Here is a 21,768-nt window from a genome sequence, read left to right as displayed (position 1 = left end):
TACCCCATTACCTAAGCCAAAAATCGCGTTAACCGCCCATCTATGTATCACTGGGGAATAAAAAATCGGCACCGCTTCTGCGCGTATCCCTGAAACATCACCTCACTGACACGAAAACTTCATCTTTTGCTTATACTTTCACCAACAGGAAGTTAGGAGGAGCTGACATGTTTAGTATCGATAACGTACTTGACGATCTTTGGCCTCAGGCTAAGCCTGCACCCTGGCAAAAAAATCTGTTAAGACGCCTGCTGCATGAGGAAGAGTTTCAGGCCTTTGCCGGGCAATACCCTCATCTTCGTGGCCTCGACATGGTCGAACAGGTACTGGACCACCTGCAAATCCGCTGTAATATATCTCCCCGTGAATTAGAAAATATCCCTGAAAGTGGCCCTGTGGTGATAATGTCCAACCATCCCACAGGCACGCTTGATGGACTGGCGCTGCTGTATGCCGTTTCCCGCGTCCGCCGCGATGTTAAAGTCGTCACCAATCGCCTGCTCAATCACCTCGAGCCGCTGAGTTCTCTGTTTATCCCGGTCGACAATATCAATGGCCGCACGCCTAAATCATCGCTTGTGCAGATGGAGCAGCAGCTGCAAAACGGCGGCGTACTGATCTTTTTCCCGGCGGGAGAAGTGGCTCGTTTATCCCGGGAAGGCATTGCCGACGGGCACTGGCACACCGGCTTCATTAAGCTTGCCGTGAAGTACCGCGTACCGCTTCTGCCGGCCTTTATCCACGCGCGTAACAGCGCCCTGTTTTATGCTGGCGCGATGGTTTCCCCTGCGCTGCCGTTGCTGCTGCTGATGAAGCAAATGTTCCGCCGCCGCAACTCCACTTTGCCAATCACGCTTGGCCAGCGCATTCCCTGGGAAAGTTGGCATAGTCCACAGCAAATCCCGCGCGAACTGGCTAAAAAGTGCCGCCAGCATGTTCAGCTGCTGGGTAAAGGGCTTTCCGGCAAATTCACAACGGAAAGCGCCATTGCCCGGGCGGAAGACCGGGCCACGCTGCGCCGGGAGCTGGCTAAAGCCGAGTGTCTGGGCCGAACCGCCGACGATAAAGTGATTTATCTTTGGCAGCGAAACGACACCAAAGAAGAGGCTCCGCTGCTGCGCGAGCTTGGTCGCCTGCGTGAGATAGCATTTCGCGCCGTAGGTGAAGGCTGCGGCAAACGCCGGGATCTCGACAGGTATGATGACGATTACCTGCATTTAATCCTTTGGGATGAGCAGGACCTGGAGATCGTCGGCGCCTACCGCTTTATGCCTACCGCTCAGCAGATCAAAAAACGCGGTTTAGACGGGCTTTACAGCTATAGTCTGTTCCACTACGACGAAAAAATGGACGATGTGCTGCAGCACGGCATCGAGCTGGGGCGCAGCTTTATTCAACCTCGCTACTGGGGCCGCCGTGGCCTGGACTATTTATGGTCGGGGATTGGCGCTTACCTGGCCCGTTACCCGCAATATCGCTACCTGTTCGGCCCGGTATCTATTTCCGGTGGCCTGCCGCCGGACGCACGCGATCTGCTCGTCGCCTTTTACCGGCTGTGGTTTCCGGCGAGCCATCCGCTGGCCTCGTCCCGCAGCCCTTATCCGGCAAGCCTCCCCGACGTGCTGGCGCAATTCAAGGGAGAGGATTACGGCGAAGATCTGACTCGGTTAAAATCCCTGCTCAGCAATATGGGCTGCGGCATCCCGACGCTGTATAAGCAATATTCGGAACTCTGCGAGCCGGGCGGCGTGCAGTTTATTGATTTTGGCAGCGACCCGGCCTTCAACAACTGCGTCGATGGGCTGGTGCTGGTGGATTTAACCTTCCTGAAAAAGAGCCGCTATGAGCGGTATGTTGGAATGCATTTGTCGGCAGAAGCTTAAAATAAGCCGCAGAAATATTGCCGGGGAATGTTAAGCCAGCGTTTGTTTGATGAGCTTAATCATGGCCTGAATACGCAGGGGCTGCGGATGATAGCGGCGCGTCACCAGATAAACTGGCTCAAAAACCTGCTGCTCAAGGCGGTGAATGCGTATTTTATCCTGTTGGCTGAACGCCTCTACCGCGTGGCGGGCCAGTACCGTAAAGCCTAAGCCTTTAGCGACCGGTGCCAGGATGGTGCTGATAATATTGCAAAAACCACGCCGCGGCATGTTATCCAGGTGATCAAACTGCGGAAAATTGGCCTGCAGCAGGCGCGGGGCATTCCAGGACCCGTCGGGGTGGCTAATAAAGCCCAGCTGGCATAAGGCCTCCCAACTGGGCGTCAGGCAGTTAGCGGGCGTGACCAGGAGCAGCTCCTCCCGCGCTATCTCTTCAGAATGCAGCGTCGTCAGGACTGCAGCCCTGGTCGTCAGTGCGACGTCCAGGCGACGTTCGGCAATATCCCGCTCCACTCCATCATTGGAGCCTATATGGTAATCAAGCTGGAGATCGGGGTATTGCCCCTGCCACCCTAACAGGGCCGGATATAGCTTGAGGGCCAGGCTGCCGGGGCTGGCGATACAGCACTGCCCCCGCCAGGGGTCATCCTGACGCACGCTTAGCGTCAGGGCATTGAGATCCGCCAGTATCTGCCGCCCCTGCTGAAATACGCTTTCTCCTTCATGAGTCAGGGTGAAGCGCTTCCCCTGACGCACCAGCAGGCTTTTACCCAAGCTGGTTTCCAGCTTTTGAATATGCTGGCTAACACCGGGCTGCGTCATATGAAGTTTTTCCGCAGTCCGGGTGAAATGGCCGGTTTCCACCAAGGTACAGTACGTTTTTAGCCATTCGAAATTCATAATGATTCCTTATCAAAACTATCTATTTTGATAATTATATATTTTTATCCTGCCGCGTTATTGTGCTTTCCACAAGTTCACAGGAATATAATTTCGAGGCAAATATGAATCAGACTTACCCGCGTAATTTCTCCCACATCGGCCTGTCAGTGCCGGACCTGGACGCCGCCGTGAAGTTTTATACCGAGGTGATGGGCTGGTATTTAATTATGGAGCCGACCACCGTTCATCACGATGACAGCCCTATCGGCATTATGTGTGATGACGTATTCGGCAAAGGCTGGGGGTCATTCCGCATTGCCCACCTGGCAACCGGCGATAAAATAGGCATCGAAATTTTTGAGTTCAGCAATGCCGAAAACCCGCAGAATAACTTCGAATACTGGAAAACCGGGGTATTCCACTTCGCCGTTCAGGACCCGAATCTGGAAGATTTGGTTGAAAAAATTGTTGCCGCCGGAGGGAAGCAGCGAATGCCGGTACGTTACTACTACCCGGATCGGAAACCTTATCGCATGGTGTATATGGAGGATCCCTTTGGCAATATTATTGAAATCTACTCCCACTCTTACGAACTGACCTACAGCGCCGGCGCTTACTAAGGTGCATTGCCTGCAGGCTACAAAACCCTGCGACCTGGCGGGCACCGCTATCACTTACCGCTACGCTGCACAAATCTTATGGCCGCTATCAGCCCTTTCAACTGGGCGCTGACCTCTCCCGTCCTCCAGACGAGAGCCACTTCATTAGCCGGCGCGTCCGTCAGCGGCACAAAGGCAATATCTGGCCGGGAATAGTAGCGGGAGACAGAGGCGGCCACGGGAGCCACCCCTTTATTGGCCGCCACCAGCGTGAGCAAGGACTGAAAGCTGGCCACAGATTCTCCTCTGGCTATCGACAGGCCCGAGGGAGTCTGGCGCGGAACATGATGATCCCACCAGTAAGCCGGGGCATTGCCCTCCATGGAAAACAGTGTTTCCGTGGCCAGGTCGTTAAGGCTTATTGATGCGCTTTTCGCCCAGCGGTGCTGAACGCTGACTGCCAGCATAAATGCTTCCCGGATCAGAATCGGCCCAACCGTTAAATCATTTTCACGGACCGGCAGGCGGGTCAGCAAAGCCTCAACCTCCCCCCTCTGCAGCGGGCCCAGCGGATCGCTAAACTGAGTTTCTCTCAGTTTGACGGTGCAGCCGGGGTGCAGTCGCTGGAATTGCGCCAGGATCAGAGCGGTCAGCTCATTAGCCGCTGAGCCCATAAAGCCCAGGACCAGTTCCCCCGTGATTCCTTTCGCCTGCTGCTGCGCTTGGGTGACAGCAAACTGCAATTGCTTCCAGGCCGGCTCCAGCGCCTCGTGCAACTGTTCGCCGAGAAGGGTCGGCGTGACGTGCCGGCTGGTGCGAACGAATAGCTCGCCGCCAATTTTTTGCTCGGCCAGCCGAATTAACTGACTCATTCTCGGCTGAGAAACGCCAATATCGGCTGCAGATTGGCCAAAATGGCCCAGTCTGAAAAGCGTTAAAACCGCCTCGATTTCCCTGATCTCTAACATGCCGCAACCATCATCAATAAGTTTTACTTATTGAGTATGAAGCGCACTCATCTTGTTCGTCAACAAGGCGGCGGGGATACTCCTCCCGTGTTGAATCATCTGGAGAAAAGAAATGGCTAATCACGAGTTACAGGGTAAAACGGCCTTGATAACCGGCGGCGGCAGCGGCATTGGTTTTGCCAGCGCACAGGCAATGATCGCCCGGGGGGCAAGAGTTGTGCTGGTCGGGCGTCGCGAGGATGTCCTGATGCAGGCCAAAGAGACTCTTGGCGATCGGGCCTTTGCAATAGCGGCAGATGTCACCTCATCCACAGGGCTGAGCTCGCTGTTCAGCGAGCTCGAAACCCGCTTCGGCGCGCTGGATATTGTGTTTGCTAATGCAGGCTATGGTGTATTCCGCCCCTTCAGGGAGATTGATGAAACGGATTTTAGCAATCAGGTTGATATTAATTTTAAAGCGGTGTTCTTCACGCTACAGAAAAGCCTGCCGCTGATGAGCAGGGGCGGGGCAATGATTATCAATGCCTCCTGGACGCATCACCGCCCAATGGGACAGGCCTCTCTTTATGCAGCAACCAAGGCGGCGGCGGCAAATCTGAGCCACAGCCTGGCGGCCGAGCTTGCTCCGGAAGGCATCCGGGTCAATGCCATCAGCCCTGGCTACGTGAATACCCCTCTGTTTAACGAAACCAGCCTCTCGACAACAGAAGCTAAACTGCGGCAGACAGAGATCCCGCTAATGCATTTTGCTCAGAGTCAGGAAATCGGCGAGGTAGTCGCCTTTCTTGCCGGCCCGTCGGCATCCTATATTAACGGCCAGGATATCCTGATTGATGGTGGCATGGTCAGGAGCAAAATGGAGTCTTTCTAAACCGGCACACCGCCGACATTTCCCCCTGGGAAATACCACACTCAAAGCTGAAATATTAAGACTGGGGGCAAAATATATCGCATAGCTACGGGGGAGTCGTGGGCTTGCCGCCTCCCGTAGCCCGTTAGGGTGGCGCCGATGGGTTTAACATTCTTGAAAAATTCTACGGGCGATATGTTGGGATGTATTGACCGGCAAAAATGTAAAATAAGCCGCCGACACGAGAAAGTTCAGGCTCTTCCTCCCACGCCGAATCCAGGCTGTGGCCCGCCATTAACCACAAAGTTAATGGTACAATCTCCGCCATCTTGTTCTTTCCGTTGACATAGCCATGATACCCACCGAATTTAAGCGCCCGAAGCTTGTGCTGCCGGACGGTGCAAACAAGCTGTTATTGCATACCTGCTGCGCGCCCTGCTCTTCCGAAGTCATCGAGGCTTTGCTTGCCTCGGATATCGACTTTACGATTTTTTTCTACAACCCCAATATCCATCCGCAAAAGGAATATCTCATCCGCAAGGAGGAGAATAAGCGGTTTGCCGGGCAACACGGCGTGCCCTTCATCGACGCGGATTATGATACCGATAACTGGTTTGCGCGCATGAAAGGTATGGAGTGGGAACCCGAGCGCGGCGCGCGCTGTACGGCCTGTTTTGATATGCGCCTGGAGCGCACCGCGCTGTACGCGGCTGAACACGGCTTCGAGGCGATTTGCAGTTCGCTGGGAATTTCACGCTGGAAGAGTTTTCAGCAGGTTTGCGAATGCGGCCAGCGAGCGGCGGCGCGTCATCCGGGAATGTTTTACTGGACCCACAACTGGCGTAAGCAAGGTGGCTCCGCGCGCACGGTAGAGATCTGCAAACGCGAGCAGTTTTATCAGCAGGAGTATTGCGGCTGCGCTTATTCTTTGCGGGATGCCAACGCTTATCGAACATCGCTGGGCAAAGCGTTAATCAAGCCGGGGAAATCATGATTGTGCCGTGACTGATTCAATGTTAGTGATAATAAGCTCCCCTGAGAATGAGGTTAACAATGGACTCAAAATACACGCTGATTAACACGGTTCCCTCCCCCGAAGATTTCTGCCGCCTGAGAGTTATTTCAGGCCTGAGTCCCCGCCCTTTAGAAGCGGCCCGCAAAGGGCTACCGGCAAGCTGTTACGGCGTTCATATTAAGCATTTTGGGCATGTTGTCGGCATGGGCCGAATTGTCGGCGATGGAGCGTTGAACTTTGAAATCGTCGATGTTGCAGTCGATCCGGACTATCAGGGGCAAGGCCTTGGGCGTGCAGTCATGGAGAATTTGATGGCATGGCTTGAGCAGCTGTCTCCCGAGGGCGCATATATTACTCTCGTCGCAGATGTACCTGAGCTGTATGAAAAATTCGGTTTCAAAAGTGTGTGTCCGGAAAGCGAGGGGATGGCTCTGGTGTGGGGCAAAAAGGCTCTGTGAGTTATTGATCGTCAAGCTACAGCCGGGCAAGTTCAGCCGTTATGCAATCAGAGAGAATAGATATATCAGGGAAGTATTGGAGCGGGCGAAGGGAATCGAACCCTCGTATAGAGCTTGGGAAGCTCTCGTTCTACCATTGAACTACGCCCGCTTTGAGGTGCGTTACGCATTATAGACTTTCAGCACTCGCTGGCAAGTGCCTTTGTGTCCAGGTGATGGTTTTTCAAGCACTTTTTAAATTAACACGACGGTTTTAGATAACGCTGCGGGTCAATTGCTGTGGCCCGGTAGCGAATCTGAAAGTGCAAACGCACCGAATCCGCCCCAGTGTTGCCCATCGTGGCAATTTTCTGCCCGGCCTTCACTTTCTCTCCGGTATTCACCAGCATCGTATCGGTATGAGCATAGGCGGTGATGTACTCTTCGCTGTGTTTGATCATCACCAGATTGCCGTAGCCACGCAGCTGGTTACCGACATAAACCACCGTTCCCGCGCCGGAAGCATAAATAGGCTGCCCGCGAGAGCCTGAGATATCAATGCCTTTATTGCCGCCGTCGCTGCTGGAGAACGGTTCAACAATGTTGCCCTTCGTCGGCCACAGCCAGCAGCGTGCTCCCACCGGCGGCGGTGCCACCTTTGCTATGGTCGTGTTTTGCGAACGAGCTGGCGCAGTGGTGTTTTTGGCCGTGGCGGTGTTTTTCGGCCTGATGGCAGAGCCTGAGCCTTTGATCCGAATACGCTGGCCCACCTGGATAGTATAAGGCGCAGGGATCCCGTTCAGTCGGGCGAGGTCACCCACGCTGCTGCCGGTCATTCTGGAAATTTTTGAGAGCGTATCGCCGCGCTTAACGGTGTAAACCGAGCCGCTAAACGTGCCTTCGTTTCGGGTACTTTTGGCTGATTTTGAGGAGGAGCAGGCCGTCAGCATCAGGCTCGTCATGATAATGAAAGCGGTGATGTGCCAGCGTTTTAAAATGCTTTCCTTGCGCAAACCAGGCCCCGGAAACGTTGATGAGCTTGAGGGAAATCCCCCTCCTTGCGGAGAGGGATGAGGGCGTTACTTAGTCGGACGCAGAGCCGGGAACAGGATAACGTCGCGGATGGTGTGGCTGTTGGTGAACAGCATAACCATACGGTCGATACCGATGCCCAGACCCGCCGTTGGCGGCAGGCCGTGCTCCAGCGCGGTGACGTAGTCTTCGTCGAAGAACATCGCTTCGTCGTCGCCTGCCGCTTTCGCGTCAACCTGGTCCTGGAAACGCTGCGCCTGGTCTTCCGCGTCATTCAGCTCGGAGAAGCCGTTGCCGATTTCACGGCCACCGATGAAGAACTCAAAGCGGTCAGTGATTTCCGGGTTTTCGTCGTTACGGCGCGCCAGGGGAGAGACTTCTGCCGGGTATTCGGTGATGAAGGTCGGCTGAATCAGATGGCTTTCCGCAACCTCTTCGAAGATTTCGGTCACTACGCGGCCCAGGCCCCAGCTCTTCTCAACTTTGATACCGATACTTTCCGCGATGGCTTTCGCAGAGTCAAAGTTATCCAGGTCGGCCAGGTTGGTTTCTGGACGGTGCTTTTTAATAGCTTCACGCATGGTGAGCTTTTCAAACGGTTTGCCGAAGTCGAAGGTCTCTTCGCCATACTGCACTTCGGTGGTGCCCAGCACGTCCTGAGCCAAAGTACGGAACAGGGATTCGGTCAACTCAATCAAATCTTTGTAGTCCGCGTAAGCCATATAGAGTTCCATCATGGTGAACTCTGGGTTATGGCGCGGGGAGATGCCTTCGTTACGGAAGTTACGGTTGATTTCGAAGACGCGGTCGAACCCACCCACCACCAGACGCTTCAGGTACAGCTCTGGCGCGATACGCAGGTACATGTCGATGTCCAACGCATTATGGTGCGTGATGAACGGACGAGCGGATGCGCCGCCAGGGATCACCTGCATCATTGGGGTTTCAACTTCCATAAAGTCGCGGCCCACCATGAACTGGCGGATGCCGGCCATGATTTTAGAGCGCACTTTAAAGGTATTGCGGGACTCTTCGTTAGCGATCAGGTCCAGATAACGCTGGCGATAGCGGGTTTCCTGATCGGCCAGGCCGTGGAATTTGTCCGGCAGCGGGCGCAGCGCTTTGGTCAGCAGACGCAGTTCGGTACAGTGAATGGACAGCTCGCCGGTTTTGGTTTTAAACAGCTTACCGCGCGCGCCCAGGATATCGCCCAGGTCCCACTTTTTGAACTGCTCGTTGTAGATGCCTTCCGCCAGGTCATCGCGGGAGACATACAGCTGAATACGGCCGCCAACGTCTTGTAAGGTCACGAAGGACGCTTTACCCATGATACGGCGGGTCATCATACGACCAGCCACGCTTACCTCAACGCCGAGGTCTTCCAGCTCTTCGTTCTCTTTCGCATCGAAATCAGCGTGCAGTTGGTCTGAGGTGTGATCGCGGCGGAAATCGTTCGGGAATGGGATACCCTGCTCACGCAGAGCTACCAGCTTCTCACGGCGCGCTTTCAGTTCATTGTTAAGATCGGCTGCTGCGTCAACGCCCTGTGCTTGTTGTTCAGACATGTTGGTTCCTCATAACCCTGCTTTCAAACTTGCTTCGATAAATTTGTCCAGATCGCCGTCCAGCACAGCCTGCGTGTTGCGGGTTTCAACCCCGGTGCGCAGATCTTTAATGCGGGAGTCGTCGAGGACGTAAGAACGAATCTGGCTGCCCCAGCCGATATCCGATTTGTTGTCTTCCAGCGCCTGCTTCTCAGCATTCTTTTTCTGCATTTCCAGCTCGTACAGCTTCGCCTTCATCTGCTTCATCGCCTGGTCTTTGTTCTTGTGCTGAGAACGGTCATTCTGGCATTGGGTCACGGTGCCGGTTGGAATGTGGGTAATACGTACCGCAGATTCCGTACGGTTAACGTGCTGACCACCCGCACCGGATGCGCGATAAACGTCAATGCGCAGGTCAGCCGGGTTGATGTCGATATCAATGTTGTCATCCACTTCCGGGTAAACAAACGCGGAGCTGAACGAGGTATGGCGGCGGCCACCGGAGTCAAACGGACTCTTACGCACCAGACGGTGAACGCCGGTTTCGGTACGCAGCCAGCCAAAGGCATAATCGCCCTGAATGCGAATGGTCACGGACTTGATGCCCGCCACGTCGCCTTCGGACTCTTCAATAATTTCGGTTTTGAAACCGCGAGCTTCTGCCCAGCGCAAGTACATACGCTCCAGCATGCTCGCCCAGTCCTGCGCTTCCGTACCGCCTGAGCCTGCCTGAATATCGATGTAGCAGTCGGCGCTGTCGTACTCGCCAGAGAACATGCGGCGGAATTCAAGCTGCGCCAGTTTGGCGTCCAGCACATCCAGCTCGGCAACGGCCTCGTTAAAGGTCTCTTCGTCGTCGGCTTCTACCGCCAGCTCCAGCAGGCCGGAGACGTCTTCCAGGCCCTGAGACATCTGATCTAACGTGTCGACAATGGCTTCCAATGAGGAACGTTCTTTCCCCAACGCCTGTGCGCGTTCAGGTTCGTTCCAGACATCGGGCTGTTCCAGCTCGGCGTTTACTTCTTCGAGGCGCTCTTTCTTGGCATCGTAGTCAAAGATACCCCCTAAGAACGTCGCTGCGCTCTGTGAGGTCCTGGATGCGGCTTTTTACCGGGTTAATTTCAAACATGCGTAATTTCTTATGTTGATTTCAGAAGACGAAATGCGGTCGTAAACCGGAAAGTTTACCGGATTTACGCCGCATTTTGTAGCATTCTCCCTGACATATAGCCAAGTAATTAACGCTGCAGCAGCGTCGAGAATGCGGGCTATATCGGCCAGAGATGATCGATTAAAAGCTGCACGCTGCGGTTGCCGCGGAACTCGTTCACGTCCAGCTTGTAGGCCAGCTCAACTTCGCGCACGCCGTTGTCCGGCCAGCGGGTGGTATCCACGTTGAAGGCGATACCGTCCAGCAGCGGACCGCCACCGACAGGCTCCACCATCACCTTCAGGTGACGCTCGCCCACCAGGCGCTGCTGGAGAATACGGAACTTGCCGTCAAACAGCGGCTCCGGGAACATTTGCCCCCACGGCCCGGCGTCTCTGAGCATCTCCGCCACTTCGAGCGTCATCTCCTGCGCGGACAGCTGACCGTCGGACCAGATTTCCCCCTGTAACAACGCCGGGTCCAGCCACTCACCGACCAGGTCGCCAAAACGCTGGCGAAACTCCTCAAAGCGAGCCTCTTCCAGCGACAAGCCTGCGGCCATGGCATGACCGCCGAACTTCAGCATCATGCCCGGATAAAGCGTATCCAGACGTTCTAAGGCATCACGCATGTGCAGCCCCTGAACTGAACGGCCGGACCCTTTAAGCGTGCCGTCTCCCGCAGGCGCGAACGCGATGACCGGGCGGTGGAAACGCTCTTTGATGCGCGAGGCCAGAATGCCGACTACGCCCTGGTGCCATTCCGGGTGATACATTGCCAGCCCGTAAGGCAGGACTTCGCTACTGCGCTCCAGCTGTTCGCAAAGGGTCAGCGCTTCGACCTGCATGCCTTGTTCAATTTCTTTCCGCGTTTGGTTCAGCGCGTCCAGCTCGTTAGCCAGCATACGCGCTTCACCAATGTTTTCGCTGAGCAGCAGCGCCACGCCAACCGACATATCATCCAGTCGGCCTGCGGCGTTCAGGCGCGGCCCCAGTGCAAAGCCCAGATCGCTGGCGGCGATCTTTTGTGGCTCACGATTAGCCACTTCAAGCAGCGCGCGAATGCCGGGACGGCATTTCCCCGCGCGAATGCGGCTTAACCCTTGCCAGGTCAAAATGCGGTTGTTGGCATCCAGCGGCACAACGTCCGCCACGGTGCCCAGCGCGACTAAATCGAGCAGTTCTGCGAGATTCGGAATGGCCAGCCCACGCTGTTCGAACCAGCCGTTATCACGCAGATGCGTGCGCAGCGCCAGCATCAGATAAAACGCGACGCCGACACCAGCCAGGGATTTAGATGGAAATGCGCAGTCGGCGAGATTCGGGTTAATGATAGCTTCGGCAGCGGGAAGTGTTTCCCCTGGCAGGTGGTGATCGGTCACCAGCACCGGGATCCCCAGTGCATGGGCGCGCTCAACGCCCGCATGGGATGAGATGCCGTTGTCGACGGTCACGATCACCTGCGCACCGCGGGCATGGGCCTGATCGACCACTTCCGGGCTAAGCCCGTAACCATCCTCAAAGCGATTAGGCACCAGGTAGCCAATATTCTCAGCCCCCATGCTGCGCAGGGCCAGAACGCTTAGCGCGGTACTGGTTGCCCCATCGGCATCAAAATCGCCGACAACGATGATGCGCAAGCCTTCGCGAAAGGCGTTATAAAGCATGACCACGGCCCGCTCGATGCCGCTGAGCTGCTGCCACGGCAGCATTCCTTTTACGCCGCGTTCCAGCTCTTGTTCGCCACGCACGCCCCGGCTGGCATACAGCCGCTGTAACAAAGGAGGCAGCGTAGCCGGAAGCGCCACCGAGCTGTCAACGACCCGGCGGCGGAGTTGCGTTTGCTGTTTCACCCGAAATTAACCACCCGCTTTCATTAACTGCTTGTGGGCATCCAGCATTTGTTTCATTTCTTTAGGCCCCTGATAACCCGGGATCATGCTGCCGTTGCTCAGTACGATCGCTGGCGTCCCCTGCACGCCAAACTGCACGCCCAGGTTGTAGTGGTTAGCCAGGTTAATGTCACAGCTTGCAGGTGCCACATCACCGCCCTTCATTGCTGCATCGAACGCTTTGTTACGGTCTTTCGCGCACCAGATAGACTTCATGTCGCTCTCTGCCTGGCTTTGCAGCCCCTGACGAGGGAATGCCAGATAACGCACGGTGATCCCCAGCGCGTTGTAGTCGCTCATCTCTTCGTGAAGCTTGTGGCAGTAGCCGCAGGTGATGTCGGTGAACACCGTAATCACATGCTGCTCCTTCGGCGCTTTGTAGATAATCATCTCTTTTTCCAGCGCGTTCAGCTTGCCGATCAGCAGTTGGTTAGTCACATTCACCGGCTGAGCGCCGCTCACGTCATACAGCGGCCCCTGAATCACGTGTTTGCCGTCTTCGGTGACATAAAGTACGCCGCTATCGGTCAACACAGTTTTCATCCCGGCAACCGGTGCAGCCTGAATCTCCGCGCCCTGCACGCCCAGCTTCGCCAAAGATTGTTTAATAGCGGCGTCATCCGCGTGAGCAATACCGGAAACGGAAGCGGCCAGCAGCGAAAGCAGCCAAAAACCTTTTTTCATGAGGATTCCTTTATCTCTTGTAGCACTCACGCTCGAGGGTGGTGCTGTTGATGCAGCTGGCGTAAACGCGCCGTCGCTACATGTGTATAAATTTGTGTGGTGGACAAATCACTATGGCCCAGCAGCATCTGTACGACACGAAGATCCGCGCCATGGTTCAGCAGGTGCGTGGCAAAAGCGTGGCGTAGCACATGCGGAGACAGTTTTTCACTGTCGATACCGGCCAGCACGGCATAGTGTTTAATGCGGTGCCAGAAGGTTTGCCGCGTCATTTGCTGTGCGCGATTGCTAGGGAAAAGCACATCCAGAGACTGCCCGTTTAACAACTCCGGGCGGCTATACTTCAGGTACTCTTCAATCCAGTACACCGCCTCTTCGCCCAGCGGCACGAGACGCTCTTTGTTGCCTTTACCAATCACTCGCACCACGCCCTGCCGCAGGCTGATATCGCTCATTGTCAGCCCAACCAGCTCCGAGACGCGCAGCCCGGTTGCGTACAAGACTTCAAGCATGGCTTTATCGCGCAGCTCAATAGGCTGATCGACACACGGAGATTGCAACAGCCGTTCAACCTGAGCCTCGCTTAAATCCTTCGGCAAACGCTGGGGAAGCTTGGGCGATGAAAGCAGCGCACTGGGGTCGTCTTCCCGCATTTTTTCGCGATACAGATACTGAAATAACCGCCGCATAGCGCTAAGCAACCGCGCGGAACTGGTGGCTTTATAACCGCCCTCGACGCGCTCCGCAAGCAGCGACTGAAGATCCGAAGCCTGAACGGTTAAAAAATTGAGTTGCTGACGCTGCAGCCACTCGGCCACCATAGTGAGATCGCGGCGATAAGAGCTGAGCGTATTTTCGGCCAGATTTCTTTCCAGCCACAGCGCATCCAGAAACTGTTCGATACGGATCTTATCCTGCTCCACGCTCCACTCCTGATTTGGCGAATTGTGTCCATTATGCATGATGGCGAATGGGATCTGGTACACTTGGCCATCTGCACGCGATTAAAATGAGTTGTTATTGCTATGAACATTGGTCTTTTTTACGGCTCCAGCACCTGCTACACCGAAATGGCCGCCGAAAAAATTCGCGACATTATTGGTCCTGAACTGGTGACGCTTCACAACCTGAAAGATGATGCCCCGGCCATGATGGAGCAGTATGACGTTCTGATCCTGGGCATACCGACCTGGGATTTTGGCGAACTGCAGGAAGACTGGGAAACCGTCTGGCCGCAGCTGGATGACCTGAACCTGGATGGCAAACTCGTGGCGCTTTACGGCATGGGCGATCAGCTTGGCTACGGTGAGTGGTTCCTGGATGCGTTAGGCATGCTGCACGACAAGCTGGCACCGCGCGGGGCACAGTTCATCGGCTACTGGCCAACAGAAGGCTATGAATTTACCAGCCCAAAACCGGTCATTGCCGACGGGCAGCTGTTTGTTGGCCTGGCGTTGGATGAAACCAACCAGTACGACCTGAGCGACGAACGCATTGAAACCTGGTGCGAGCAAATTCTTGGCGAAATGGCCGAACGCTTCGCTTAAATCTGCCCGCTTCCGCTCGCCTGTTGTTGCATCAGCAGGCGGCGTAGATCGCGCCATTCACCGATGTCCATGCTGTCAGCAGCCAGCCAAAGATGCTGGCAACGATGCTTTCCGGCACGACGCAGTCTTAGCATCGCCCCGCTGTCAATCATCCATGGATTTCCGACGATATCCCAGTCACGCCCCTGCCAACGCAGACGAAAATCCGTCAGCAGTTTAATTTCGCCCTGGCGAGCGTGAATGCGGCGCTGGCTGCGCACGCTGTCGAAAACCACAAGGGAAAGCAGCAGCATCCAGACCAGCGTGTAGCTCATCGGCCACGGCATTAGCAGCACGAATAGCGCCACCAGGCCGTGGAGAAGCAACGACATCCATTGCGCGCGCCAGGAAACCCGGAGATCAGATTGCCACAGGACCACGTTCTTTATTCCGTGTCTGAATCAGGGCAACCATACGCTGAAGCTCGACATCTGCTGGTTTACCGTGATTCATCAACCAGTTAAACAGGTCTGGATCGTCAGACTCCAGCAGGCGAACAAACAGCTGTTTGTCGCTGTCGCTGAGCGTTTCGTATTCATGTTCGAAGAACGGCATAATCGAAATATCGAGCTCGCGCATTCCACGGCGGCATGCCCAGTGAATTCGGGCTTTATTATTGATATCCATGTGCACTTTCCTGCTTAGCCATCAAGTTGGGTACGGAGTTAGTGTAACGTGTTTTCATCACCGGGATTACCTGAATGTTCCATTGTGCGCGCTTTCCCCACACAAACCCGTGTAACAGCACCGATTGCACAAGATTCCCCGAGGCAACACGCAAACGCACGAATGGCGTTATCAAACTGCTTGCATTGCCCTCTGGCTCTTTTACCATTGAGAAATTAAACCGTTGGATAACCCGGGATCTTTGTTATGGCTTTTAATCCGTTTCCTCCTCGCCAGCCCAGTGCCGCCGCCCGTCTACCGCTGACATTAATGACGCTCGACGACTGGGCTCTCGTGACTGCCGTGGGTGCAGACACAGAGAAATATCTTCAGGGTCAGGTGACTGCCGACGTCGCGAAACTTGACGCGGGCCAGCATCTGCTCTGCGCCCATTGCGATGCCAAAGGGAAGATGTGGAGTAACCTGCGTCTGTTCCATCGGGGCGAAGGCTTTGCGTTTATTGAGCGCCGCAACCTGCGTGACGCCCAGCTTACAGAGCTGAAGAAATATTCCGTTTTCTCCAAAGTTACTTTCAATGCGGATGACGCCAGCGTCCTGTTAGGGTTGGCTGGTTTCCAGGCGCGTTCTGCGCTTGCAGCCGTTTTCACGACGCTGCCGGATGAAAATACTCAGGTTGTCCAGCACGGCGCAACAACTCTGTTGTGGCTAAATCTGCCGGCGGAGCGCTTCCTGATTGTCACTGACGAAGAAACGGCTCAGACGTTAACCGAAAAACTCAGTGAAGAAGCACAGCGTAATGATAGCCAGCAGTGGCTGACGCTGGATATCGAGGGTGGATTGCCGGTCATTGATAGTGTAAACAGCACTCAGTTTATTCCGCAGGCAACAAACCTTCAGGCGCTGGGCGGTATCAGCTTTAAAAAAGGCTGCTACACCGGCCAGGAAATGGTTGCCCGAGCCAAGTTCCGCGGGGCAAATAAACGCGCACTGTGGCTGCTGGCCGGGAGCGCAAGCCGCGTGCCTGAAGCAGGCGAAGATCTTGAGTTGCAGATGGGTGAAAACTGGCGTCGTACCGGCACCGTGCTGGCCGCTTCACGATTAGAAGATGGCCGTCTTGTTGTGCAGGCGGTGATGAACAACGATCTTGAACCGAACAGCGTCTTGCGCGTGCGTGATGATGCAAACAGCAAGCTCTCACTGGAGCCACTGCCCTATTCTCTGGAAGAAAATTAATCGAACATTGAGCCCCGAAGCCGGGGCTCAATCATTTGATTTTGGCGAGTTAGACGCTTTAACGAATATAAAGATAAATCGCGAGGAAATGGCAGACGCTGCCGCCCAGCACAAACCCATGCCAAATGGCATGGTTGTACGGAATACGTTTGCAGACGTAGAAAATCACCCCCAGCGAGTAAACAATACCGCCAATCGCCAGCAGCGTAACGCTGCCGGGCGCCAGTTTGACCACCATTTGGTAGATGACGACCAGCGACAGCCAGCCCATCAGCAGATAGGTCACCAGCGACAACACCTTAAACCGGTGTGCAATGGTGAGCTTAAACAGGATCCCCGCCAGCGCCAGGCTCCAGATAACAATCATCAGCCCTTTTGACAGCGGCGAGTTGAGCCCTACCAGCAAAAACGGGGTATACGTGCCGGCGATCAGCAGGTAAATGGCGCAATGGTCAAACTTTTTGAGCCACCGCTTGGCCCGCTCGTGCGGAATGGCGTGGTAAAGCGTTGAGGCGAGAAACAGCAGGATCATGCTGCCGCCGTAAAGACTGTAGCTGGTAATTGCCGTTGCGCTGGCATTGGCATCGACCGCCTGCACCAGCAACAACACCAGACCAACAATACCGAACACCAACCCAATGCCGTGGCTAATGCTATTGGCTACTTCCTCTGCCAGAGAATATCCATGCGCGACAAGTGGTTTACGAGCCATCTGGCTCCTCCCGAGATAAAGAAGAATAACGCAGCGTTCCTAGCCTAACTGAGAATGATTCCAGTGAACACATGTAAGCTAAAATAAATATGTGAGCGTCTGTGACGACTCCCTTCGTCAGCCTGGAGGATTTCTTTTACAATCAAACGACAGCCAAAAAACAGGGAAAACACGATGCAACAGGCATTTGGTGAAATGAGTGCGGTTATCCATTTCCTGATGGAGATTGATAAGCTGAAGCTGGTTCAGCGTCGCACCAAAATCATCGGTCATGAAAGACATGAAAACTCTGCCGAGCACAGCTGGCACTTCGCTATGGCGGCAATGAGCCTCGCCCCCTGGGCCGAAAAAGAGGTGAATATCCAGCGCGTGATCCAAATGGCGCTGCTGCACGACATCGTAGAAATCGATGTTGGCGATGTGCTGGTTTATGACATTGCGGCCCGTGAAGCCATCGCCGAAAAAGAAGCGGCGGCGGCACGCCGTCTGTTTGGTTTGTTGCCTGCGCCGCAGGGGCCACAATTTCTGGCTTTGTGGCAAGAATATGAGGCAGGCACCACGCCCGACGCCCGCTTTGCCGGGGCGCTGGATCGCATTTTACCTATTCTGCTTAACCTGCATAACGAAGGGCAGAGCTGGCGAGAGAATAATATTTCCCTGCAGCAGGTATTAACCCGCAATGCGCAGGTGGGAGAAAGCTGGCCGGAATTGTGGCAACATGTCGAGCGTCAATTATATCGGGCGCACGAGAAAGGCTGGCTGCGTTAGTTCCAGCCATCCGTAAGCGCCGTACCAGCAGGAAGAAAAAGTATGTTTACCCATGCGGCAATCGCCACCCTGAACGGCCTCGAAATGATGGTGTACAACTTTGTCATTAAAAACAAAGACAAAGTCATGTACATGACCATTCGAGAGCTGGCGGATGCCGCAGGAGTCTCCACCACGACCGTGTTGCGTTTTTGCCGCAAACTCAACTGTGATGGGTATTCCGAGTTTCGCGTTCGTTTTAAATTATATCTGGAGCAAACGGAAACTCAGCCCGCTAATTTCGGCAGCAGCGAAATTATCAGTTTTTTTAAAAGTACCAATAATGAAGAGTTCGATAATTTAATTGACCACGCCGTTGATATTATTTGCTCCTCCGAGCGTATTATTTTTGTTGGTGCGGGAACATCCGGTGCTTTAGCTAAATATGGTGCACGCTTTTTCTCAAACGTTGGTAAATTTAGCAACCATATTGATGACCCTTATTTTCCGGTCACCAATGATATGGCACGAAACGCGCTGGCTATTGTGCTTTCCGTTTCTGGTGAGACGGAGGAGATCCTGCGCTTTGCCAGCCAGTTCAGCCTTCACCACTGTAAAGTGATGTCTGTCACCAGCCATGAAAACTCGTCGCTGGCGAAATTAGCCGACTTTAATATTTCCTGGCATATTCCACCGGTACGTATCGCCGGTGTGTATGACATCACCACACAAATCCCCGTTATTTATATTCTTGAAACCATTGGCCGCCGCCTGGCAAAAAGAATGCTATAAAAAACACCTTGTTTTTTATTTGTGACAATTCACAATTCGCACTATTTGTTATATCGTGACAATCCGTTTTCATTTGTTAGACTCCAAAGCAGAAATAATACTTTCAGCGCGACGATGTGAACCTACGCACATTATTTCATGCGCTAACAATGAGATGAAAGAATATGAAACAACTTAAGTTACCGAAGGACTTTTTATGGGGCGGCGCGGTTGCCGCTCACCAGGTAGAAGGCGGCTGGAACAAAGACGGTAAAGGCCCAAGCATTTGTGACGTGCTGACGGGCGGCGCCCACGGCGTCCCGCGCGAGATAACCCTGCAGGTCGAAGCCGGGAAATACTACCCGAACCACGAAGCAATTGATTTTCATGGCCGCTACAAAGAAGACATTAAGCTGTTTGCCGAGATGGGCTTCAAATGCTTCCGCACCTCCATTGCCTGGACCCGCATTTTCCCTAAAGGCGATGAACTGCAGCCTAATGAGGCCGGGCTTAAGTTCTACGACGATATGTTCGATGAGCTGCTGAAATACAATATCGAGCCGGTCATCACCCTCTCCCACTTCGAAATGCCGCACCACCTGGTGACCGAATACGGCGGCTGGACCAACCGCAAAGTGGTCGATTTCTTTGTTCGTTTCGCCGAAGTCGTGTTCGAGCGTTACAAGAGCAAAGTGAAGTACTGGATGACCTTTAACGAAATCAATAACCAGCGTAACTGGCGCGCGCCGCTGTTCGGCTACTGCTGCTCCGGTGTGGTTTACACCGAGCACGACAACCCGGAAGAGGTGATGTACCAGGTGCTGCACCACCAGTTTGTGGCGAGCGCAATGGCGGTGAAGATCGGCCACCGCATCAACCCTGAAATGAAAATCGGCTGCATGCTCGCCATGGTGCCTCTGTACGCCTTCTCCTGTAAGCCTGAAGACCAAATGTTTGCGCAAGAATCGATGCGTGAACGCTATGTGTTTACCGACGTGCAGCTGCGTGGCTATTACCCGTCTTATGTACTGAACGAATGGGAACGCCGCGAGTTCAACATTAAAATGGAAGCCGGTGACGAGCAGATCCTGCGCGAAGGCGTCTGTGATTATCTCGGGTTCAGCTACTACATGACGAACGCCGTTCAGGCCGAAGGCGGCAGCGGCGATGCGCTTTCCGGCTTCCAGGGCAGCGTGCCGAACCCGCACGTCAAAGCCTCCGACTGGGGCTGGCAGATTGACCCGGTTGGCTTGCGCTATGCGTTGTGTGAACTCTATGAACGTTACCAGAAGCCGCTGTTCATCGTAGAAAACGGCTTTGGCGCTTACGACAAAGTAGAGGCGGACGGCACCATCAACGATGACTACCGCATTGATTACCTGCGCGCTCACGTTGAAGAATTGAAAAAAGCCGTGACCTACGACGGTGTGGATCTGATGGGCTATACGCCATGGGGCTGCATCGACTGCGTGTCGTTTACCACCGGCCAGTACAGCAAACGCTATGGCTTTATCTACGTCAACAAACACGACGATGGCACTGGAGATATGTCGCGCTCCCGCAAGAAGAGCTTCAACTGGTACAAAGAAGTGATCGCCAGCAATGGCGAGAATCTCTAAACGATCACCACCTCCATAGGAGGTGGTTTAGCGTTGATAAGCAAAAGGCGCCTTCATGGCGCCTTTTTTATTTAAACGGGCAACCCAAACCGGAAGCAGGCCCCGCGCTTTGGCTGATCCACCAGCGAAATATCGCTGCCGTGCAATTGCAGCATCTGACGAACAATCATGAGCCCGAGCCCGCCCACCCTGAGCCGGGATTGATTCACAATCGAAGGCCGCACAAACAGCCCCTCTTTTAGCTCCTGCGGAATGCCTGGCCCGCTGTCGCTGACCTGCACCATGACTTTATCCACCTCTTTCCACAGCCGGACTGAAATCATGCCTTTGTCCGGGGTATGGCGAATGGCGTTGTCCAACAGATTGGTCAACACACGCTCTATCATGCTGACATCGGCTTCAATCAGCGGCAATCCTGGTTGAATGTCAGCTAAAAGTTCAAGTTGGCGGGTTTGCGCCGGAAGCTCAAATTTCTGGAACACATCCTGCAGCAATTCGCTCAGGGAGAAGCTCTCTTTGTGTGGCTTCACCACCCCGTATTCCAGCCTGGCCAGTTCGAACAGCGACTGCGCCAGCGCCCCAACCTTCTGACTCTGGGCCAGCGCAATATCCAGATAGCGCTTTTTCTCCGCCTCGCTCAGCGTAGCCGACATGACAGAGAGGCTTTCCAGGTAACCATGCAGCGACGTTAGCGGCGTTCTCAGGTCATGGGAGATATTGGCGATAAACTCGCGCCGCAGCTGATCTTGCTGAGTCAGGCTATGCCACTGCTCGGAGATTCGCCCGGCCATAGCAATCACCCCGTGGCGCAGTTGGGCCAGCTCATCCCCATCTCCGCCCGGTTTTTGCGGCAGAGCCGCCATGGCCTGCATTTCGGACATCCCTCCTGATTCCAGCGCCTTAACGTGCTGCGAAAGTTCGCGTAACGGGCGTGTGATCCAGCGAAACGCCAGGCCGCCCACCACCAACCCCAGCACGCAGACCAGGCTGAGCAGAAACAGGCTTAGCTTTAAAACGGCATCAAACTGAGCGCTGTTGGCAAGCTGATTGTAGGTCTCCCCCAGCAGCACCACATACAAATAGCCCTCCAGCTTGCCGTCTCGCATCATCGGCGCCACGCTAAACACTTTCTGCCCGTCCAGGCTGCGCGGGTCGTCGCCATAAAGCGGGAATTTGCCGCCGTTCAGCGCGGCCTTTAGCGGAGCGAGATCGACCTGATGGCGCTTAATATGCCCATCCGGGGCTGCATCACCAATGATATTGCCTTGTTTATCCAGCAGATAAACTTCCACACTGGGGTTAACGGCCATCAGATGGTCGAACAGCGTGCGGACCGAGTCTTTGTTCAGCCCGTCCTGCCCGAGCAGCGGGTAGCTCTGGTTGATGTGCTGCGCCAGGTCACCGGAAAGTTGCTGAATCACGGCCTGGCTGTACTGCGTGCTGGTACGCACCTGCAGCCAGCCCAAAAAGGCGCAGGCGGTCAGCAGCAACACGGCAAAAACCAGCGTCAGGCGGCGGGAAAGCGTAAGAATTCGCAT

The 21,768-nt window shown here is 54.6% G+C and carries 22 protein-coding genes and 1 tRNA gene; 10 read left to right on the top strand and 13 right to left on the bottom strand.

Annotated features, from left to right (window positions below):
- The first annotated feature begins 167 nt into the window (after positions 1 to 167).
- Positions 168 to 1,883: a bifunctional ornithine lipid synthase OlsF gene (gene olsF, locus F3J28_RS17520; protein WP_166878231.1), complete on the top strand. Its 1,716-nt coding sequence runs from the start codon at positions 168 to 170 to the stop codon at positions 1,881 to 1,883.
- Between the two features lie 30 nt (positions 1,884 to 1,913).
- Here olsF and F3J28_RS17515 read toward each other — a convergent pair whose 3' ends face one another.
- Positions 1,914 to 2,783 carry a LysR family transcriptional regulator gene (locus tag F3J28_RS17515; protein WP_205247236.1) on the bottom strand — a complete coding sequence of 290 codons (870 nt, stop codon included), beginning with the start codon at positions 2,781 to 2,783 and terminating at the stop codon, positions 1,914 to 1,916.
- Positions 2,784 to 2,887: 104 nt separating this feature from the next.
- Between F3J28_RS17515 and F3J28_RS17510 the strand changes: the two genes are divergently transcribed.
- The gene (locus F3J28_RS17510; RefSeq protein WP_166878228.1) at positions 2,888 to 3,385 is read left to right on the top strand and encodes a lactoylglutathione lyase family protein; all 498 of its coding nucleotides are present in this window, start codon (positions 2,888 to 2,890) and stop codon (positions 3,383 to 3,385) included.
- A 50-nt stretch (positions 3,386 to 3,435) separates the two neighbouring features.
- On the opposite strand, the gene F3J28_RS17505 is transcribed toward F3J28_RS17510, so the two are convergent.
- Positions 3,436 to 4,332: a LysR family transcriptional regulator gene (locus F3J28_RS17505; RefSeq protein ID WP_166878225.1), complete on the bottom strand. Its 897-nt coding sequence runs from the start codon at positions 4,330 to 4,332 to the stop codon at positions 3,436 to 3,438.
- A 112-nt stretch (positions 4,333 to 4,444) separates the two neighbouring features.
- Here F3J28_RS17505 and F3J28_RS17500 point away from each other — a divergent pair, with 112 nt between their 5' ends.
- From F3J28_RS17500 to F3J28_RS17490, 3 genes are all read left to right on the top strand, one after another.
- Positions 4,445 to 5,203, top strand: a complete 759-nt coding sequence (locus F3J28_RS17500; protein ID WP_166878222.1) for an SDR family NAD(P)-dependent oxidoreductase — start codon at positions 4,445 to 4,447, stop codon at positions 5,201 to 5,203.
- Between the two features lie 331 nt (positions 5,204 to 5,534).
- Positions 5,535 to 6,176 carry an epoxyqueuosine reductase QueH gene (locus F3J28_RS17495; protein ID WP_166878219.1) on the top strand — a complete coding sequence of 214 codons (642 nt, stop codon included), beginning with the start codon at positions 5,535 to 5,537 and terminating at the stop codon, positions 6,174 to 6,176.
- Between the two features lie 59 nt (positions 6,177 to 6,235).
- On the top strand, positions 6,236 to 6,655 hold the full coding sequence (locus tag F3J28_RS17490) for a GNAT family N-acetyltransferase (protein WP_166878217.1): 420 nt from the start codon (positions 6,236 to 6,238) through the stop codon (positions 6,653 to 6,655).
- 77 nt (positions 6,656 to 6,732) lie between these two features.
- Here the strand turns inward: F3J28_RS17490 and F3J28_RS17485 are convergent.
- The 7 genes from F3J28_RS17485 to xerD form a co-directional block, all read right to left on the bottom strand.
- Positions 6,733 to 6,806, bottom strand: a tRNA-Gly gene (locus F3J28_RS17485).
- An 88-nt stretch (positions 6,807 to 6,894) separates the two neighbouring features.
- A complete protein-coding gene (actS, locus tag F3J28_RS17480; protein ID WP_286178305.1) occupies positions 6,895 to 7,647 on the bottom strand; it encodes an amidase activator ActS in 753 nt (250 codons plus the stop codon).
- Between the two features lie 66 nt (positions 7,648 to 7,713).
- Entirely contained in the window at positions 7,714 to 9,231 is a 1,518-nt protein-coding gene (gene lysS / locus F3J28_RS17475; RefSeq protein WP_166878215.1) for a lysine--tRNA ligase, read from the bottom strand.
- A gap of 9 nt (positions 9,232 to 9,240) precedes the next feature.
- A protein-coding gene (gene prfB, locus F3J28_RS17470) for a peptide chain release factor 2 (RefSeq protein ID WP_156107000.1) occupies positions 9,241 to 10,339 on the bottom strand; the annotation gives its coding sequence in 2 pieces (ribosomal slippage) (positions 9,241 to 10,263 and positions 10,265 to 10,339; 1,098 coding nt in all).
- Between the two features lie 139 nt (positions 10,340 to 10,478).
- Positions 10,479 to 12,212 carry a single-stranded-DNA-specific exonuclease RecJ gene (gene recJ, locus F3J28_RS17465; RefSeq protein ID WP_166878213.1) on the bottom strand — a complete coding sequence of 578 codons (1,734 nt, stop codon included), beginning with the start codon at positions 12,210 to 12,212 and terminating at the stop codon, positions 10,479 to 10,481.
- A gap of 6 nt (positions 12,213 to 12,218) precedes the next feature.
- Positions 12,219 to 12,935: a bifunctional protein-disulfide isomerase/oxidoreductase DsbC gene (gene dsbC / locus F3J28_RS17460; protein WP_008461630.1), complete on the bottom strand. Its 717-nt coding sequence runs from the start codon at positions 12,933 to 12,935 to the stop codon at positions 12,219 to 12,221.
- A 26-nt stretch (positions 12,936 to 12,961) separates the two neighbouring features.
- Entirely contained in the window at positions 12,962 to 13,858 is an 897-nt protein-coding gene (xerD, locus tag F3J28_RS17455) for a site-specific tyrosine recombinase XerD (protein ID WP_166878211.1), read from the bottom strand.
- A gap of 102 nt (positions 13,859 to 13,960) precedes the next feature.
- Between xerD and fldB the strand changes: the two genes are divergently transcribed.
- Entirely contained in the window at positions 13,961 to 14,482 is a 522-nt protein-coding gene (gene fldB / locus F3J28_RS17450; protein WP_166878209.1) for a flavodoxin FldB, read from the top strand.
- Here fldB and F3J28_RS17445 read toward each other — a convergent pair.
- Positions 14,479 to 14,901: a protein YgfX gene (locus F3J28_RS17445; RefSeq protein WP_166878208.1), complete on the bottom strand. Its 423-nt coding sequence runs from the start codon at positions 14,899 to 14,901 to the stop codon at positions 14,479 to 14,481. The two genes, fldB and F3J28_RS17445, sit on opposite strands and share 4 nt — an antisense overlap.
- The gene (gene sdhE, locus F3J28_RS17440; RefSeq protein ID WP_166878205.1) at positions 14,882 to 15,148 is read right to left on the bottom strand and encodes an FAD assembly factor SdhE; all 267 of its coding nucleotides are present in this window, start codon (positions 15,146 to 15,148) and stop codon (positions 14,882 to 14,884) included. The genes F3J28_RS17445 and sdhE overlap by 20 nt, the downstream gene beginning before the upstream one ends.
- A 246-nt stretch (positions 15,149 to 15,394) precedes the next feature.
- Between sdhE and ygfZ the strand changes: the two genes are divergently transcribed.
- Positions 15,395 to 16,381: a tRNA-modifying protein YgfZ gene (gene ygfZ, locus F3J28_RS17435; RefSeq protein ID WP_166878203.1), complete on the top strand. Its 987-nt coding sequence runs from the start codon at positions 15,395 to 15,397 to the stop codon at positions 16,379 to 16,381.
- A gap of 58 nt (positions 16,382 to 16,439) precedes the next feature.
- Here the strand turns inward: ygfZ and trhA are convergent, their stop codons facing one another.
- The gene (gene trhA, locus F3J28_RS17430; RefSeq protein WP_008461624.1) at positions 16,440 to 17,093 is read right to left on the bottom strand and encodes a PAQR family membrane homeostasis protein TrhA; all 654 of its coding nucleotides are present in this window, start codon (positions 17,091 to 17,093) and stop codon (positions 16,440 to 16,442) included.
- A gap of 174 nt (positions 17,094 to 17,267) precedes the next feature.
- Here trhA and F3J28_RS17425 point away from each other — a divergent pair, with 174 nt between their 5' ends.
- The 3 genes from F3J28_RS17425 to F3J28_RS17415 all read left to right on the top strand — a co-directional run bounded on the left by F3J28_RS17425 (position 17,268) and on the right by F3J28_RS17415 (position 20,230).
- Entirely contained in the window at positions 17,268 to 17,861 is a 594-nt protein-coding gene (locus F3J28_RS17425) for an HD domain-containing protein (RefSeq protein ID WP_166878201.1), read from the top strand.
- 42 nt (positions 17,862 to 17,903) lie between these two features.
- Positions 17,904 to 18,632 (top strand): MurR/RpiR family transcriptional regulator, encoded by a 729-nt coding sequence (locus tag F3J28_RS17420; protein WP_166878198.1) that lies wholly within the window; start codon positions 17,904 to 17,906, stop codon positions 18,630 to 18,632.
- A 164-nt stretch (positions 18,633 to 18,796) separates the two neighbouring features.
- Positions 18,797 to 20,230: a 6-phospho-beta-glucosidase gene (locus tag F3J28_RS17415; RefSeq protein ID WP_166878195.1), complete on the top strand. Its 1,434-nt coding sequence runs from the start codon at positions 18,797 to 18,799 to the stop codon at positions 20,228 to 20,230.
- A gap of 71 nt (positions 20,231 to 20,301) precedes the next feature.
- On the opposite strand, the gene F3J28_RS17410 is transcribed toward F3J28_RS17415, so the two are convergent.
- Positions 20,302 to 21,768 carry a sensor histidine kinase gene (locus tag F3J28_RS17410; RefSeq protein ID WP_166878191.1) on the bottom strand — a complete coding sequence of 489 codons (1,467 nt, stop codon included), beginning with the start codon at positions 21,766 to 21,768 and terminating at the stop codon, positions 20,302 to 20,304.

It is taken from the genome of Enterobacter sp. Ap-1006, from assembly GCF_011752835.1.
Lineage (GTDB): Bacteria > Pseudomonadota > Gammaproteobacteria > Enterobacterales > Enterobacteriaceae > Cedecea.
Note: the sequence above shows the minus strand (reverse complement) of the source record. Positions and strands in the feature narration are given on the sequence as shown.